At 49.8% G+C, this 15,881-nt stretch carries 13 protein-coding genes; 5 read left to right on the forward strand and 8 right to left on the reverse strand.

The window, feature by feature from the left end; all coding sequences use genetic code 11:
* Window positions 1-80 precede the first annotated feature (80 nt).
* From FIV45_RS09730 to FIV45_RS09750, 5 genes are all read left to right on the forward strand, one after another.
* Entirely contained in the window at window positions 81-398 is a 318-nt protein-coding gene (locus FIV45_RS09730; RefSeq protein ID WP_099474932.1) for an FAD assembly factor SdhE, read from the forward strand.
* Window positions 395-3,898, forward strand: a complete 3,504-nt coding sequence (gene mfd / locus FIV45_RS09735; RefSeq protein WP_204602355.1) for a transcription-repair coupling factor — start codon at window positions 395-397, stop codon at window positions 3,896-3,898. The genes FIV45_RS09730 and mfd overlap by 4 nt, the downstream gene beginning before the upstream one ends.
* Before the next feature lie 130 nt (window positions 3,899-4,028).
* Window positions 4,029-4,427: a flagellar basal body rod protein FlgC gene (locus FIV45_RS09740; RefSeq protein ID WP_099474933.1), complete on the forward strand. Its 399-nt coding sequence runs from the start codon at window positions 4,029-4,031 to the stop codon at window positions 4,425-4,427.
* Between the two features lie 218 nt (window positions 4,428-4,645).
* Window positions 4,646-5,761, forward strand: coding sequence for a DUF2336 domain-containing protein (locus FIV45_RS09745; RefSeq protein ID WP_099474934.1), 1,116 nt, complete (start codon window positions 4,646-4,648; stop codon window positions 5,759-5,761).
* A gap of 84 nt (window positions 5,762-5,845) precedes the next feature.
* Window positions 5,846-6,619, forward strand: a complete 774-nt coding sequence (locus FIV45_RS09750; RefSeq protein ID WP_204844746.1) for an NAD kinase — start codon at window positions 5,846-5,848, stop codon at window positions 6,617-6,619.
* Between the two features lie 14 nt (window positions 6,620-6,633).
* Here FIV45_RS09750 and FIV45_RS09755 read toward each other — a convergent pair whose 3' ends face one another.
* The 8 genes from FIV45_RS09755 to FIV45_RS09790 form a co-directional block, all read right to left on the reverse strand.
* A complete protein-coding gene (locus FIV45_RS09755; protein ID WP_099474936.1) occupies window positions 6,634-8,340 on the reverse strand; it encodes a sensor histidine kinase in 1,707 nt (568 codons plus the stop codon).
* 1 nt (window position 8,341) lies between these two features.
* On the reverse strand, window positions 8,342-9,511 hold the full coding sequence (locus FIV45_RS09760; protein ID WP_099474937.1) for a DUF2336 domain-containing protein: 1,170 nt from the start codon (window positions 9,509-9,511) through the stop codon (window positions 8,342-8,344).
* Window positions 9,512-9,646: 135 nt separating this feature from the next.
* Entirely contained in the window at window positions 9,647-11,062 is a 1,416-nt protein-coding gene (locus FIV45_RS09765; RefSeq protein WP_099474938.1) for a cytochrome P450, read from the reverse strand.
* 13 nt (window positions 11,063-11,075) lie between these two features.
* Entirely contained in the window at window positions 11,076-11,357 is a 282-nt protein-coding gene (locus FIV45_RS09770) for a hypothetical protein (RefSeq protein ID WP_139932327.1), read from the reverse strand.
* Between the two features lie 16 nt (window positions 11,358-11,373).
* The gene (locus FIV45_RS09775) at window positions 11,374-12,561 is read right to left on the reverse strand and encodes a Dyp-type peroxidase (RefSeq protein ID WP_139932328.1); all 1,188 of its coding nucleotides are present in this window, start codon (window positions 12,559-12,561) and stop codon (window positions 11,374-11,376) included.
* The gene (locus tag FIV45_RS09780) at window positions 12,562-13,185 is read right to left on the reverse strand and encodes a hypothetical protein (RefSeq protein ID WP_099474940.1); all 624 of its coding nucleotides are present in this window, start codon (window positions 13,183-13,185) and stop codon (window positions 12,562-12,564) included.
* Window positions 13,186-13,198: 13 nt separating this feature from the next.
* A complete protein-coding gene (locus FIV45_RS09785; RefSeq protein WP_099474941.1) occupies window positions 13,199-13,813 on the reverse strand; it encodes a hypothetical protein in 615 nt (204 codons plus the stop codon).
* A gap of 339 nt (window positions 13,814-14,152) precedes the next feature.
* Complete coding sequence (locus FIV45_RS09790; RefSeq protein ID WP_165777089.1) at window positions 14,153-15,871, reverse strand: ATP-binding response regulator; 1,719 nt, start codon at window positions 15,869-15,871, stop codon at window positions 14,153-14,155.
* Window positions 15,872-15,881: the final 10 nt, after the last annotated feature.

The following is a 15,881-nucleotide window of genomic DNA, read 5'->3' on the forward strand; positions in this document are numbered from 1 at the left end:
AATTGATTCACGTTGGTAATTTTCCTATCACTAGGGTACTAGCATATTACACAAAAAACCCACAGTGGATAATCGCGATTATGCCTTCATATGATTCCCCCGGATTTATTGAACCTGCCTTTGACAGACAAGACTCTCTGGAAATCCGCCGCAAGCGACTTAAATTCAGAAGCGCTCACCGGGGCATCAAGGAAGCTGACATTCTGCTCGGCCATTTTGCCGATATGCATCTTGATCAGTTAAGCCACGATGAACTGGATCGTTATGAAACGCTGCTCCGGGAGCCGGACCTGAAAATTGTCGCCTGGATCACCGGAGACACACCGGCGCCGGATCATCTACAGAATGATATTATGGACCGCCTGAAAGCCCTGGATTACCTTAAAGTCATCAAGTGAATAAATTCGACCAGTTCATAAAGGCGGAAGTACCGCTGCAGATCGCCCAGACGCCTGAAGGCATGGATGCGCTTTATCTCACACAGCTGCTGTGCGAGGCTGAAGGTGGTCCGGAGACCATCCTGCATATCGCCCGCGATGATCACCGCATGAGTAATATCGCTGAGCTGGTTCATTTTTACGCACCAGACGTCGAAGTATTAAGCTTTCCCGCCTGGGATTGCCTGCCTTACGACCGGGTTTCTCCTAATCCCGATATCAGCGCCCAGCGTATGACCACCCTGCATCAATTGACCAAAGAATCTCGTGGCCGCAAGCGACTGGTAATCACCACCGTCAATGGCGCCAGCCAGAAGATCCCTGAACGCGACACGCTGCGCGGCCTGTCCTTTTCCGCCAAAACCGGCGACCGGATCGATCTGGAACAACTGACGGCTTTTCTCAGTCGCAACGGTTACAGCCGATCCAGCACCGTGATGGAGCATGGCGATTTCGCCATTCGCGGCGGCCTGATCGATATTTTCCCGTCGGGCCAGGAAGATCCGGTTCGAATTGATCTCTGGGGCGACACCATTGAAAGCATCCGCGCTTTCGACGCCATCAGTCAGCGAACCGCCGATGATGTGGACGTCCTCTCTTTGGTGCCGATGAGCGAAGTGATCCTTGACGAAGACAGCATCCGGCGTTTTCGCGGCTCTTATGTGCGTGAATTCGGCACGGTCCGTGGTGATGACCCTCTCTATGACGCCGTAAAAGAGGGCCGCAAACATCAGGGCATGGAACATTGGCTGCCCTATTTCCATTTTAAACTCGAAACCATATTCGATTATCTGCCCAACTGCCCGGTGACCCTGGACAGTCTGACGACGGAAGCCTTTCAGGACCGGCAAACCGCGGTTAAAGACTATTACCAGGCCCGCCTTGAGGCCTTTCAGGCCAGCAAGAAAAGTGGTGGTAACAGCCTTAGTCCCTATAAACCTCTGCCGCCGGAACTTCTGTATCTTCCAGGATCCCAGTGGCGAACCACTCTCGAAGAGCGCCGCGCCCACCAGTTCGCCCCCTTCAACGCCCCGCCCGACAGCAACCATATGGTCCTTGACGGTCGGGTGGGCCGTGACTTCGCCCCGGAACGCAACGATCCCAAGGTCAATGTCTATGACGCCCTGCGCCAGCATATCGTAAAGCGCCACCTTGACGGCCAGAAGGTCCTCATCGCCTCTTACAGCGCCGGATCCCAAAACCGTCTGACCGCCGTGCTAAAAGAACATGGCATGGCCAATCATCAGCTGCTCGGCAGTTGGGCCGCGCAGTCGGCCCTGCCGAAAGACGTGATCGGCCTGATGATCCTGCCGCTGGAACATGGCTTTGAAACAGAAACGCTGACTGTGATCGCCGAGCAGGACATTCTCGGCGACCGGCTGGTGCGCAAGGTGCGCAAATCCCGCAAGGCCGAGAATTTCATAAGCGAAGCTTCTGCGCTGACCCCCGGTGATCTGGTGGTTCATATGGATCACGGCATCGGGCGTTATGAAAATCTGATCACCATTGACGTAAATGGTGCTGCCCATGACTGCGTGCATCTCACCTATCAGGGCGGTGACAAGCTTTATGTGCCGGTGGAGAATATCGAAATCCTCAGCCGCTATGGCTCCGAAGGCTCTGATGGCCAACTTGACAAGCTCGGCGGCGTTGCCTGGCAGGGGCGCAAGGCCAAACTGAAACAGCGTATCCGTGACATGGCCGATGAACTGATCAAGGTCGCGGCCCAGCGGGCATTGCGTAAAGGCACGGTAATACAGCCGCCGGAAGGGTTGTATGATGAATTCTGCGCCCGGTTCCCCTACTCCGAAACCGATGACCAGTTGCGCGCCATTGCCGATGTTATTGACGACCTGAACAGTGGCAAGCCCATGGACCGTCTGGTCTGCGGCGATGTGGGCTTTGGCAAGACCGAAGTGGCGCTCCGCACCGCCTTCCTTGCCGTCATGGGTGGGTTTCAGGTGGCGATCATTGCGCCAACCACCCTGCTCGCCCGCCAGCATTACAAGACCTTTGTCGATCGCTTCAAAGATCTGCCGGTACGTATTGGTCATCTATCGCGTCTGGTGACGGCAAAGGATCAAAAGGCGACCCGGGAAGAATTGGCCCAGGGCACCTGCGAGATCGTTATTGGCACCCACGCCTTGCTCGGCAAATCAGTGCATTTCAAGAACCTTGGCATGATCATCATTGATGAAGAACAGCATTTCGGCGTGGTCCACAAGGAACGCCTGAAAAAGATGAAGCATGACGTGCACGTGCTGACCCTGACCGCGACACCGATTCCGCGCACCCTGCAGCTCGCCATGAGCGGTATGCGCGGCCTGAGCCTGATCGCCACCCCGCCGGTGGATCGTCTGGCCGTGCGTACCTTCGTCCTTCCTATGGATGCTCTGGTCATCCGCGAAGCCCTGATGCGGGAACATTATCGCGGTGGCCAGAGTTTCTATGTTTGTCCCCGCGTGTCTGACCTGAAAGAAATAGAAGACCTTCTGAAAGAACATGTGCCAGAGGTCAAAACCGTGACTGCCCATGGTCAGATGGCCCCGACCCAGATCGAAGACATCATGAACGCCTTCTATGACGGCAAATATGATGTGCTAATCTCGACCACCATTGTCGAATCCGGTCTCGACATCCCGACCGCCAACACCATGATCATTCACCGGGCCGATATGTTCGGCCTGGCGCAGCTTTATCAGTTGCGGGGGCGTGTCGGACGGTCGAAAATCCGCGCCTATGCCTATATGACCTTGCCACCAAAGCGCCTGCCCACGGCCCAGGCCGAAAAACGTCTGCAGGTGCTCCAGACGCTCGACACGCTCGGTGCGGGCTTCACTTTGGCCAGTCATGATCTTGACATTCGCGGGGCGGGTAATCTTCTTGGCGAAGAACAGTCCGGCCACATCAAGGAAGTCGGCATGGAGCTCTACCAGCAAATGCTGGAGGAAGCCGTCGCCAGCGCCCGCGCCGGCATCACAGATGATGAAATCAGCGGAGTCTGGTCGCCACAAATCAATGTGGGCGCGGCGGTATTGATTCCGGAAAGCTATGTACCGGACCTGAACCTGCGCATGTCACTCTATCGTCGTTTGGCCGATCTGGGCGGGCGTCAGGAAATCGATGCTTTCGGCGCTGAACTGATCGACCGTTTTGGTGACCTGCCGGAAGAAGTCGAACATCTTCTAAAAATCATTCTGATCAAGCATTTCTGCCGCCTGGCGGGAATAGAAAAGATCGAAACCGGACCGAAGGGCGCAATTGTTTCCTTCCGCAATTCCAGTTTCGCCAATCCGGCAGGGTTGATTGATTTTATCAGCCAACAGTCCACGATCACAAAACTGCGCCCTGATCACCGGCTGGTCTATGTCCGTAAATGGTCAAAAATAGAAAGTCGCCTGCAAGGTTCCCTCAATCTCGCCCAGGCGCTGGCCAAGGCCGCCCGCTTGCCAGGCCAATAGATTGCATCTTTAACAATTCTTAATAAAATATTAGAAGACCCGGCGTATCCTTTTAAGAAGAATCGGGAGAAGAATATTCTTACGCAGCTTTTTGGCGCCGGAATAGGATTCTTGTAATGGAAAGGGTGATATGTTTAAAGCCATACAGACCAGCGTATCAGGATTACTTGCCTCGACCGCCCGCGCAAATACGGCGGCCAGTAACATTGTTAATTCACAGGTTACATCAACGCCCTTCTCCCCCAATACAGGCACGACACAGTCTCCCGGGTTTACACCGCAACGACTTCAACAAACAACTACTGCCTACGGAGGTGTCCGGACAACCAATGTGCCTGTCTCTCCGGCCAGCCTGTCTGTCTATAATCCCTCGTCACCACTGTCCAATGAACAGGGCCTGGTCGATGTCCCCAATGTATCCTTCCCGGTTGAGATAGCCGAATTGCAAAGAGCCAAGCATGCCTATGCCGCCAATGCCAAAATGATCAAGGCCCTGGATGAGACGGCTCAAGTTCTTCTGAAAAGTTAAAATCATCTTCTTAAGGTTTTATAAACCCTATTATATTAACGTTATAGAATATATAGAACCGGTATCATGATAGCGGCACAAGAAGGGTGAACATCAAATTTTCATAATGAAAATAATAGCTTACATTAATATTATATTTATAATTACTGTTGCAAACTTGCATATCAATGTTTAAGTTTTCTTGATAGTAATATTGAGTAGAATATAAAGAATTTTTTATGGCGACAAGCGAACCCAAAATAGATCAGGAAGTATCAAACCTTCTTAAACTCGCCCACGGGAAAGAAGCTGGTGGTCGTACTGTACTCTTCAGCACCATTACAGACCTCCTGGAACGCCGCCACAACGACCTGTCAAAAACTGAACTCGCTTTAATGTCGGAAATCCTCTCCAAGCTGATCTCCGATGTCGAAATGAATATCCGCACCAAGCTGGCGCATAAATTATCCTCGCAAGAAGATGCACCTCTTGATCTGGTTATACTGCTGGCCAATGATCAGATTGAAGTGGCCAAACCTATTCTCGACCTGAGCACCCTTCTTTCGGACGACGATCTGATCCGCATTATCCGTCACAAAACGGCTCAACACCAATTGAGTATCGCGAGTCGCAAGCACCTGTCCTCCGGTGTCTGCCGTGAACTGATTTCAATCGGGAACACCAAAACGCTGGTGACCCTTCTGACCAATCATGATGCGCAGATTGATAACACATCCCTTGCTGCTCTGGTGGAAAGATCCAAGGAAAGTGTTCCCATTCAGCCGCCGCTTATTGAACGCCCTGACCTGCCGAAAGAAATGGCGGCAAAAATGTATCAATGGGTCTCGAACAGCCTTCGCGAATCCATTCTGACCAATCTTAACCTGAGTGAAGATGAGCTGTCCAAGCTTCTCGATTCAGCCATTTCAGACGTCAGCAATGAAGAAGTAGACACGATTACGCGGGAAAAATCGGAAATCCTTCTGGTCAATAAACTTCACAAGGCCGGTAAACTGCAGCCTTCCTTCCTGATGAAAAGTCTCAATCAGGGACAATCTTCATTGTTTGAAATTGCCTTCTCGAAACTGATTTCCGTTCCCCGTAAAATCATGCGGTCGTTTCTTTATGACCGGGGACCGGATGCGCTCGCGGTTTCCTGCTGTGCAGCAGGTATTGATCAGAGCGTTTTTCTGACGATTTATAAACTGACCCGGGAAGCCAAAGACATGAATACCACGCTTTCCGACCATGAAACAGCGACCGCTTTCAGCTATTTCCAGAAAATGGATAAAAAACGCGCCCAGCTAACCATTCAAAAATGGGTTGCAGAAGCCACCGGCGCCCCTATATTCTAGTCATAACAAAATTCACTCTTTTACCGCAGGGCCAAACCGCCTAACATGCATCTTACGCAAAGGTGATTATGATGGAAGATAATGATGATAGAAAATGTCCGGAAGATCGCCCTCGCCGCCTCTGATACAGACAGCGCCCAGGAAGCCGCAGACGCGTTAAAAGAATGCTATGACTTTGTTCCCCTGGAGGAAGCCGACGTCATCGTTGCCTTGGGCGGGGATGGGTATGTTCTTCATCTTATTCATGAAATTATCCCTCATAAAGCCTCTATCTTCGGCATGAACAAGGGAACTGTCGGTTTTCTTCTCAATGATTTCAAGGTCGAAAACCTGCTGGAGCGCATCAATGCCTCGACCTCCGTCACCTTGCATCCTCTGCGCATGACGGCTTACACAGAAGACGATAGCAAGGTCGAAGCCCTGGCAATGAATGAAGTCTCTCTGCTGCGGCAAACCCGGCAAACCGCTAAAATCAGAGTTTCCATTGACGGAAAGGTCCGTATGGAGGAACTGGTCTGCGACGGTATTCTGCTGGCCACTCCAGCCGGCAGCACCGCCTACAACCTGTCCGCTCATGGACCTATCATTCCCATGCGGGCTGAAATCATGGCCATGACGCCGATCAGCGCATTTCGACCGCGTCGCTGGAAAGGCGCCCTGCTGCCACAGAATGCGAAGGTTACCTTTGAAGTGCTCAATCCGGAAAAACGTCCTGTCAGCGCCGTGGCGGATACAAAAGAAGTCCGCCATATCAAAAGAGTGGATATCGAGCAGGATCGCACCATCAAGATAAACATGCTGTTCGATCGGCACCATACGCTTGAAGAACGAATCCTCAACGAACAATTCATTTATTAGGAAATTAGGTGGCGTTAACTACATAAGTTAAAGGTTACGGTAAATTCCGACCCCTCATTGACCACGCTTCTCAGTTCAATATCTCCGCCCATTTGGCGGGCCAGATGTTGCGATATGTGCAACCCGAGGCCCGTGCCTTCTTCTGTACGGGAATATATATTATCCGTTGCCTGATGGAATTTTTCAAACACCAGTTCCTGCTGACTTTCCGGAATGCCAATGCCTGTGTCCCAAACCGTTACATTGACCATATCGGTCCCTGCTCTGGTAACGCGCACGCCGATTTTGCCGTGTTCCGGTGTAAATTTGACCGCATTGCTCAACAGATTGACAAAGATCTGTACCGCGCGACGTTCATCGGCATAAATATAGCAATTCTCGTCAACACGGACATCGGAAATGTCCAGATGTTTGCGGTTCGCCCGCAGAACGATCAGGTTTTGTGCTTTTTCAACGATTTCCCGCAATGACACTTTATCGCAATCCAGCTTGATTTTTCCGCTTTCCAAAACAGCAACATCAAGCACATCATTGATCAGGTCCAGCAAATGCCGCCCTGCAGACATGATGTCATCACTATAAGAAACATATTGGGCATTCAGGTCGCCGAAGACCTTCATTTTCATGGCCTCGGCAAAACCGATAATCGCATTCAGCGGGGTGCGCAGTTCATGGCTCATGGCCGCCAGAAATTCACTCTTGGCCCCAAGGGCAGCTTCTGACGCTGCAGATGCCATATCAAGCTGAATATTCTTATTGGTCAACTCTTCCAGAGTATTTTCCAATGATTTTTGAACCGCTAGGGTTTCCAGGCGCGCCTTGTAATTAACCGTGACATCCATGCCAGCCCCACGATAGCCCTGGAACTCACCGGTTTTTGTGTCAAATATCGGAACCCCGCTCAGATGAATATAAACCGGCTCTTCATCGGCACCTTCAATCAGAAATAACCTGTCGCGAAAGGGACGCATAGCATCAAGAAAATGTTCGCAGGTTACAATTTTTCCGGTTTCACAGGATTTTAATTCCCCGAAATTTTCAAACCGTTTCCCTTTCATCAGAACCGCTGGCTTGCCGGTGATTGCTGTCAGGCGATCTGACACGAAAGTAATTTTATAGTCCCGGTCAATTTCCCAATACCAATCGGATGTCGCCCTGGCAAAGTCCCGGAAACGTTGCTGCATCAGGCTTTCATGGCCCAAAGACTGCATCTTTTCTGTACAGTCAACGTAAGTTGCCCCCACTGCAATCACAATTCCATTGTCATCACATACCGGAAAATGCCGAGATCGGTACTGGCGTAATGCGCCGTTAAGTTTAATGGTTTCTTCGACAGAGACACTTTGCCGGGTCAGTTGGACTTCATTCAGAATCGCCAACAGGCTTTGCGGAAGTTTATTGTCTTCCCCCTGCTGCGGCGTGACTGATTCCGTATATTCACAGTGGCTGACCAGATCACGATAGCTTTGATTAACATAAACCAGCTGGCCCGATATCGTGGAAATATAAAGCGGCACCGACTCGTCAAAACTCATATGCGCAATGAGAGACAGGATTTTGTCCTCAATGGTGACCGGTTGTTTCTTGGATTTCTTGGCGGCCGTATGCGGCAAGCTTTGCACCAGCTGAAGCGGAATGATCGTCTGCTGCTTCAACTTTGGTACCAATCTTTTACCAACAGACTTTACATCTGCTGCATTTTGGTCCGATCTGCCAAACATTTTATGTCGTATCCTTTATATCTGACATGGCATTTTGGTACCTAAAATCGCGTTGCCAATGTCTTACGGCTACTTTTGCATTTTTAACTTTAATGTCATCATACAGCGATACAATCGATTTGACCAGACTAGTCGCACGCGCCCGTCCCCCGGAACGTGACTGCGCGATCAAAAGAAACAGGGAAGCAAACCGATCACGGTCCACATCCAGTGACTTCATAATAATAGCCAGACTTTCGCCCGTTCTCTCGCGCATGGATCGCCAGATTATTTTAACATCAAGTCCACACATCTCGGACAGGGAGGCGACAAAGAGGTTTACCTTCTCCTGTCGCAAACAGTTTTGCAGGAAAAAGGCGTCCAGTTCATCTGCGGCGGCCATTTCCCGGGCAAGCTTGAGAGCAGCCAGCATCACACTGTCCGTCACCTCATGCTGGCGTAAGGCTGTTTTTGTCGCCATTTCAAGCAGGTCATCAATAACCACATCATCAACGTTATAGTCCAACACGATTTTCCGGCGCAAGGCAGCGGAAACCCACCAATACATACGGTGGGCTAATTCAATCGGTAAATCCTGACGGTTCAGAAGAGGTTCTTGAAAACGATCCACGTTTTTGGATTCGGCAACAAGATATTTCATGGAAAGCTCTGAAATTTCAGCATTTTCGTTACGGATCAAGGCTTCGACAACATCCTCGCTACCATGATCAATCAGTTCACTACTGACCTCATCACTAACGTAACTGCGAATCGCAATCGCCATGCGATGAGCATCCGACCGGTTGCGGATTATCTCAATCAGGTCTTCATCCTTCAGGACGCTGCTTTTACGCAACATTGGCCCGGCGATGTCAATTGAATCACTGGCCAGTTGTTTCGCAAGATCAGAAGAAACCTGATCGGCGTTAGCCAAACGGCTGCTCAGTTCTTTTTTTACGGATTTTTCGACAGAATTAATCAACTTTGCCAAAATATCATTCATCAAAGCCCGTTCATGTTCCGTCAAGCGCCCTTCAGGGGAGAGAAACATGTCTGAAATATTCTCAACCAGTTCATTTCTAGCTGAAATGGACTTCTGCTGAGCCAACAGGATAAGATCTGTGGAAGCTATATTAGAATCAAGCATCCCCATAATTGTCAAATCCACCTTATTTTTATTATCGTTTTTCATTATGTCGAGCCTCTATAAGCTCTAAAATATGTAATTCTTATATCTACAGTTTGTTAACAAAGCTTAAAAATTGCTGCTAAAAGCCATTTTATTGTCAGACAAAGCCAGAACCCTCTGCTCCGTCTCTTGACGCCTTCATGTACAGCTTTTCTCGTCGCCAGCCCCTTCGAAAGTAATGGTCAGATGTTGCGGGAATGGTGTCCCTGCATTATCCATTTGTCCCGCCGGCCCTGACGCCCGTTTTAAATTGGGTAGTTTTAGAATTTCTTTCAGAAAAACCGGCATTACGGTACGGGAAATTTGTTCCCCAAAGCACTTGTGAATTCCTCCTCCCCAGAGGATATACTGGTCAGGCGAACGGGAAAGATCAAAGCGCCCCGGCGACGGAATAACCCAAGGATCAAACATCGCCGACAAATTTGCGGCAAAGACAAAACATCCTTTAGGGATTTCGCGTTGCCGTAGTGTACCTGCCGCAAGAGTATGATCTTCCGCCGCCCGCCGGAAGATAACCGGATTCATCGGATTAAAGCGGAAAGCTTCCACAATATAACGGCTGAGCAGTTCATCATCCCCTGACCGTGCCGCCGCCTGTGCCCCGGCCAAGACCTCTGGCCGCGCCAGTAGCTGATCCAGAACCCGTGTGGTGGCATTGGAGATCGTAGGCAACATCGCCGTTATCATACCAAGAAAGTTATTTCGAATGCCAAGATTATCCATACCTGGCATTTCCGCTGTTTGCAGCTTGAGGCACCGACCCAGGACATCATCGCGCATCTCCCCGTTTTTCTGACGTGCGGCGATCGCCTGGTCTAGATATACCCGGCACCCGGCAGAAGCCGTCTGCGCCGCCGCAACGATCTCCGCTTCGTCAGAAAAATCAAAAAAGATATAGTGAAACATGGTATGGGTCCAGTCGATCAGAACGTCTTCCGACGGACCCGGCGTACCGAAATAATGTCCCACCAACCGCGCCAGAACCGGTTTCGTCAACGTCCTGGGCACATCAAGTTTACCTTGTGCCGCGACGAGAACAGATGCAATCTCTGCGGATATAAAAGGCGTGATAATCTCATCAATATCATTGCGATTTGCCGCCAGACGCATATTGGAAACATTATTGATATAATCGGGCCCCTCCTGCATCCCCAGAAAGAAGTTGTTTCCTTCTGTCAGCAAAGCCATTTTAGGGGCATAAGTGGTCTGAAAAACCTGATCCAGATTCATGACTTCCAAGACATCCTCATAAGCCGTGACAAACGCCGTGGCTGAATTATCATAGGCCGTGACAAATCTCTTGTTCACCACAATGGTTGGTATGAAGGTGCGCAATACTGCCAAAATCGCCCGCATGTGTTCCGGCCGTGCCAATGTGGCAATCAGCCGGTCCTTGAGCATTCCACGCCCAAATAATGCCTTGCCCCCCGCCCACAGCAGAGTGAGAAAATTCCACACTCCCCATAAAATTACATACACCGACATCACGAGTTGCCGTGCGATATTAAGTATTCCGCCAAAGATCGCCCCAAACAGTCCCGCCAGTTCAGACATTCTGTCGCCTTTTCTAAATCGTAGAAACCGCCTTTTCACTCAAGAGTTTCAAAGCCGTCATACTTGGAATAAAAAAATACTCGCCCCCCCTGACCGTGACAAAACGCGGGATGTTACGGCAAATAAAGGGAGGCTTCTCACCTTCTGGATCATTTTGGATAACGGCCTGATCTGTACCGTCATTAGCGCCTGTTAGAATATCCTTGTCATTGCTCTGATAGAAATCATTGCCATAGTTAATCCAGAGCTGCTGAACAAACTCAAACTGTCGCTCAATACTGGCGTTAATCGCCATAAATATGATGCCATGTTCATCTTGGGTCCCGCCCAAGCTTGTCAAACGGGGTCGGCGTCCCATACGGCAGACCGCGCCTTAATATCCGACGTCGGCTGGTCAATTTCCCATCGAAACCAAGACTGCCTCGCGGGTTCGTACGCCGGACATGAGCCCCGAAAGGACAGGTAGCGGCGTCTTTGTCTCCGGTATAGTTAAAGTCATTATTGCGCGCGGAATCAGCGCGTATCGACGGGTCTTGTCCATATGGGGATAGCTCCACCGGTGTTCCGTCAAGCCAACGCCCCGCCATTTTGGCCGCCAGAATTTCCCATCCCTTCGCAGCCGTACCATCGGCATGTCTGTATTTCGACATATCCAGCGTTTTTGCATATTCCTTACCGGTATCGACCAGATACTTCCGGAAAGACGCCACATTCTGATGCAGCTTGCGATACACCATATAGGTGCCATTATCCGTCAACAAGCGTGGCCGCGGGGCTTCTGGTATTGCCTGGGATTCATCCGCATGGCCTAGAATAAACTCGCCCGCGGCAAGGGGTACCCAGGACCCGTCGGCCAGTTGCTTACCTTTCCCGGGAATTTTCATGGTCGCAAGGTCTGTCCCACTGAAGGACGGATTGCCAATACCATCATCAAAACCGAAATGTTCCTTGGCGCAGGGCTTACCATTATAGAATAAAACGTTGGCATCCTGCTGCCCGAGAACTTTAATGCCCCCCGTACTGTCACACAGGGATTTTAACGCCTCATGAAAATCATTGAGATGCGCCTTTTCGCTTTCGGTGATTTCTGTAAGAGAGCTCAGATCATTTACGGTGCGCGCGTTGATGGTCAGTAAAATATCCACATGTTCCTGCCAGCATTCATCCCATTGATGCGGGCCGCTTTCCCCTTCATCACCCAAAAGGTGAGCCCGGGCCTTCATGCCTTCCGCAAAAGCCAGAGGGAACTGACGCAGGCTACTTTCATTCAGACCGATGGCTTTTAATCCCTGATAAGAAAAGGCTATATTCGTCGTAACCTCGGGCTTGCCGCCCTTTTCCCACATTTCCCCCGTGGTAATATGAGGAATTATTTTCTTGATAAACTCCCGCGCTTTACCTTCCTCCGTGACCTGGAACATGATATACCGCGCCAAAGGAAACCGATAGGCCTGTACGATATTGCCTTGTATGTCAGCAAGCTTTAACATCTTACCCATTCAGACTTCCCCATTTTCAAACTGATATGTAACACTCCCCCGCGCCGGGGTCGGTGCCGCCTTATAGGTCTCCATGAACGCCAGAAATTCTTTTTGTATTTCTGCCGCATCCTTCCCCTGATGTTCCGCGACAAAGGCGCTGAACTCCTGCTTCAGCATCAGCCCCCGCAGCATATTTTCCACGGTCATGTCATTAATGGCGGCAAAGAAAAAGGTCGTTTTTATCTGACATTTATAAATATATTGCTTCCACTTTTCCCGCCCGGATTCAATACCGGGAAAGCCTGTGCAATGGCGCCATATTGCTTCTATTTCTTGCGGAATATGATCGAACATGCTGTCAAGATAGTCGCAGAGATCACCATCGAAGTTACTGTTGAACCACAAATAGCGGGATTTCAGGTTATCTTCCCGCGCCACGGTGCCCTCAAAAAACACATCATCCATAATTGACAGCCGCGCCAAATGGGTTTCCGGCACCGAACCAAACAAAGACTTCCTGCCCTGCGGCAATGCCCTGAGATGATCCCGCAGCAGATCGACTCCACAATGCCCCTGAACCATATTATTCCGGATCGGGCATAGCACGGTCAGTCCATATGTTATCCCGTTTTTATTGGCCATAATTTTCCCCTTTTTAATCCGTAGAAGGTTCCGGCGACACACCCAACCGCCCCAGATCTTTCTGAACGGTCAGCAACATTTTATGATAGGCCTTCAGGAAATCATCAGGCAGCATGTCGGCCGCCTCATCCGCAAGCTTGCCTGTCTGCGCCATAATATTTTTCGCCGCCTTGATGTCATTCACCGCCGCCCCGGGATAAGCGTTATAAAAATACTCCACATCAAGCTGATTGTGGCGAATGTAATCAATAAAGGGGGCTTCCGGCCGCGATCCCGGGAATTTGACGCTCCAATTCCAGATACTGTTCAACCCATCCGGCAAGACATCTGAAAAGGCGTCAATATATTGCACCCAGGTGCCATTAAAGTTTGAATTGAACAGCAGGTAATCGTAATTCAGCTCTTCCCGGGGCTGATCTTCACCAAGGTGAGGAAACTCGCCTTTGCGGATGATGACCCATCTGGCAAAATGAATAAAAGAAAGATTGACCAGGCGTTCTGTCGCCTTCGGCCAGATACCAACAAACCAAAACAAAGCTTTCTGGACAAATGTTGTCCACGGTTTTATCGGTGTTATTACGTTAATGGCATAGGTTTTGCCATTAATATTCACAACCCTGTCTCGCATATGCCTCCACCCTATAATTTACCGGCTTTTTACCCCGATCCTGATTAGGTATTTAAGAAATAGGCTCCATTAATAATCAGACACACCAGGCCGACAAGGAACGCCTTGACGAATAACGACCTGTCATCCGACATGTTGAATTGCACGCTGAAAATAAAGATATAAGCCAATACCACAAACAAAATGATGGCTGTAATTAACCCAAAAAACAGTAACGGCATATGGTTCCCCAACCTGTTCCTCTGTTATATACTTCCCCAAGTATCAAAATCTTTTCCCAAGACTAATATTAGAATACACTGTTTTAGATATTTCTCAAATGGTTTTACCACTATGACATTATATCTGCCATTCTTCTCCACGAACCAGATATGTCACCATACTTCTCAATTTAGCCGGTTGTACAGGTTTTTGTAAAACAGACAATCCCTTTGTACGTAGTTGCTCCACGACCCGGTCGTCTCCATCCCCTGTCATCACGATACCCGGCAGGGAATGACCATGTAATTCCTCAATGGCGGCAACGGCCTCTATACCGGACCCGTCCCGTAATATGATATCCGAAATAACAAGGTCTGGATCGAAACCGTCAGTCTTCAGAAAGGCCAGAGCATCCTCAATTGTCGTGAAATCCGCAACCTGATGGCCCCAGTGCCGCATGATGCCGCTGATGCTTTCCCGTGACGTATCCTCATTTGTAAGAACAATCGTGCGTGCACAGGTATCTCCCGACCAGATGTTCAACTCCGGCGTTTCAGACACCACTTTAGACAAATTTCCTTGCGGAACCCTGATGCTAAAGACCGACCCGATCCCGACATCAGAATGCATCATCAGGGGATGATCCAGCAACCGGCTTAGGCCGTCCACAATCGACAAGCCAAGCCCCAGGCCGCGGCCGTTTTTCTGATGATCACCTTTGACCTGGAAAAACTCCCGGAAAATATCCTGCCTGTCGGCTTCCGATATCCCGGCGCCGCTGTCTGCGATATGGATCATTACATACGCGCTTTCGACTTCCCACGAAACATTCACATAACCTTTATCCGTATAGCGCACCGCATTACTGATCAGATTACGAATAATCCGGCCCAACATGTCCTTGTCGCTATAAACCGTTTGTGAGCACGGTTTGAAGTTAAGCCGCAAGCCTTTCTCTTTGGCCTGCTCACTGAATTCCTGCATGATTTCGACTAAAATTTCATTGAGAATAAAATGCGTCCGATGCGGTTCAATCCCCCCGGACTCAATTTTAGAGATATCAAGTAGAGACCCAAGAAGATTGCGCAGCGCTTCTGATGTTTGCGCCACTTTTTTGACCAAGTCCTGAATTTTGACCGGATTTTTTTCGTGCATCATGGCCTCAACAAAGAATCCCATTGCATGCAGGGGCTGCCTCAAATCGTGGCTTGCCGCCGCCAAAAACCGTGACTTGGCTTCGTTATTGTCATCGGCGAGACTGCGGGCCATATCCGCCTTGCTTTTTTCGTGCCTCAAGCGTTCAATAAGTTCCTTGTTTTCCAGAACCAGATTAATCCCTTTCAGGACATTGACCTGGGCCATGCGACTGTTGAACAGATTGACCCCCAGGAACAGAAACAATAAAATACCAATGGCAACCAGCATCTCATTCCCGTCGAATAAACAGCGTATTGCAAGCGGCGCAACACAGGGAATGGCATACGCATAATAGGCGGGCTTATATATCGACAGATAGGACACGGATCCTGCCACCATGCCACACAACAAGGTCGCGGATAAAATCAGGACGAAGGGATTGTCCGAAATCGGCAGAACTATACCGATAAATCCCCAAATCACCCCAGAAACAAAAGAAAACCCAACGAAAAATCGCGCGTGACTGACCACATTATCAACGGTTATCTTTTCACGTTTTACACTGGAATAGTGCCAAAATCGCACGCCGGAATAAAGCGCCACCCCGGCAAACCATAACAACGGAATTTGATTGGGAACATCCCCGAGAAGGATTACCGCGATAATGCCCGCCGTGACGAAGTTCAACCCTGTCATTGCGGGGATTTGTTTCACAAGCATCGAGACCTGT

This window comes from Paremcibacter congregatus (assembly GCF_006385135.1).
Classification (GTDB): domain Bacteria; phylum Pseudomonadota; class Alphaproteobacteria; order Sphingomonadales; family Emcibacteraceae; genus Paremcibacter; species Paremcibacter congregatus.

Excerpts from the sequence above, each read along its gene's own strand:
- FIV45_RS09730 (WP_099474932.1), top strand. The coding sequence starts at position 81 with ATGCCTTCATATGATTCCCCCGGATTTATTGAACCTGCCTTTGACAGA.
- FIV45_RS09740 (WP_099474933.1), top strand. The coding sequence starts at position 4,029 with ATGTTTAAAGCCATACAGACCAGCGTATCAGGATTACTTGCCTCGACC.
- FIV45_RS09745 (WP_099474934.1), top strand. The coding sequence starts at position 4,646 with ATGGCGACAAGCGAACCCAAAATAGATCAGGAAGTATCAAACCTTCTT.
- FIV45_RS09750 (WP_204844746.1), top strand. The coding sequence starts at position 5,846 with ATGATAGAAAATGTCCGGAAGATCGCCCTCGCCGCCTCTGATACAGAC.
- FIV45_RS09755 (WP_099474936.1), bottom strand. The coding sequence starts at position 8,340 with ATGTTTGGCAGATCGGACCAAAATGCAGCAGATGTAAAGTCTGTTGGT.
- FIV45_RS09760 (WP_099474937.1), bottom strand. The coding sequence starts at position 9,511 with ATGAAAAACGATAATAAAAATAAGGTGGATTTGACAATTATGGGGATG.
- FIV45_RS09765 (WP_099474938.1), bottom strand. The coding sequence starts at position 11,062 with ATGTCTGAACTGGCGGGACTGTTTGGGGCGATCTTTGGCGGAATACTT.
- FIV45_RS09770 (WP_139932327.1), bottom strand. The coding sequence starts at position 11,357 with ATGGCGATTAACGCCAGTATTGAGCGACAGTTTGAGTTTGTTCAGCAG.
- FIV45_RS09775 (WP_139932328.1), bottom strand. The coding sequence starts at position 12,561 with ATGGGTAAGATGTTAAAGCTTGCTGACATACAAGGCAATATCGTACAG.
- FIV45_RS09780 (WP_099474940.1), bottom strand. The coding sequence starts at position 13,185 with ATGGCCAATAAAAACGGGATAACATATGGACTGACCGTGCTATGCCCG.
- FIV45_RS09785 (WP_099474941.1), bottom strand. The coding sequence starts at position 13,813 with ATGCGAGACAGGGTTGTGAATATTAATGGCAAAACCTATGCCATTAAC.
- FIV45_RS09790 (WP_165777089.1), bottom strand. The coding sequence starts at position 15,871 with ATGCTTGTGAAACAAATCCCCGCAATGACAGGGTTGAACTTCGTCACG.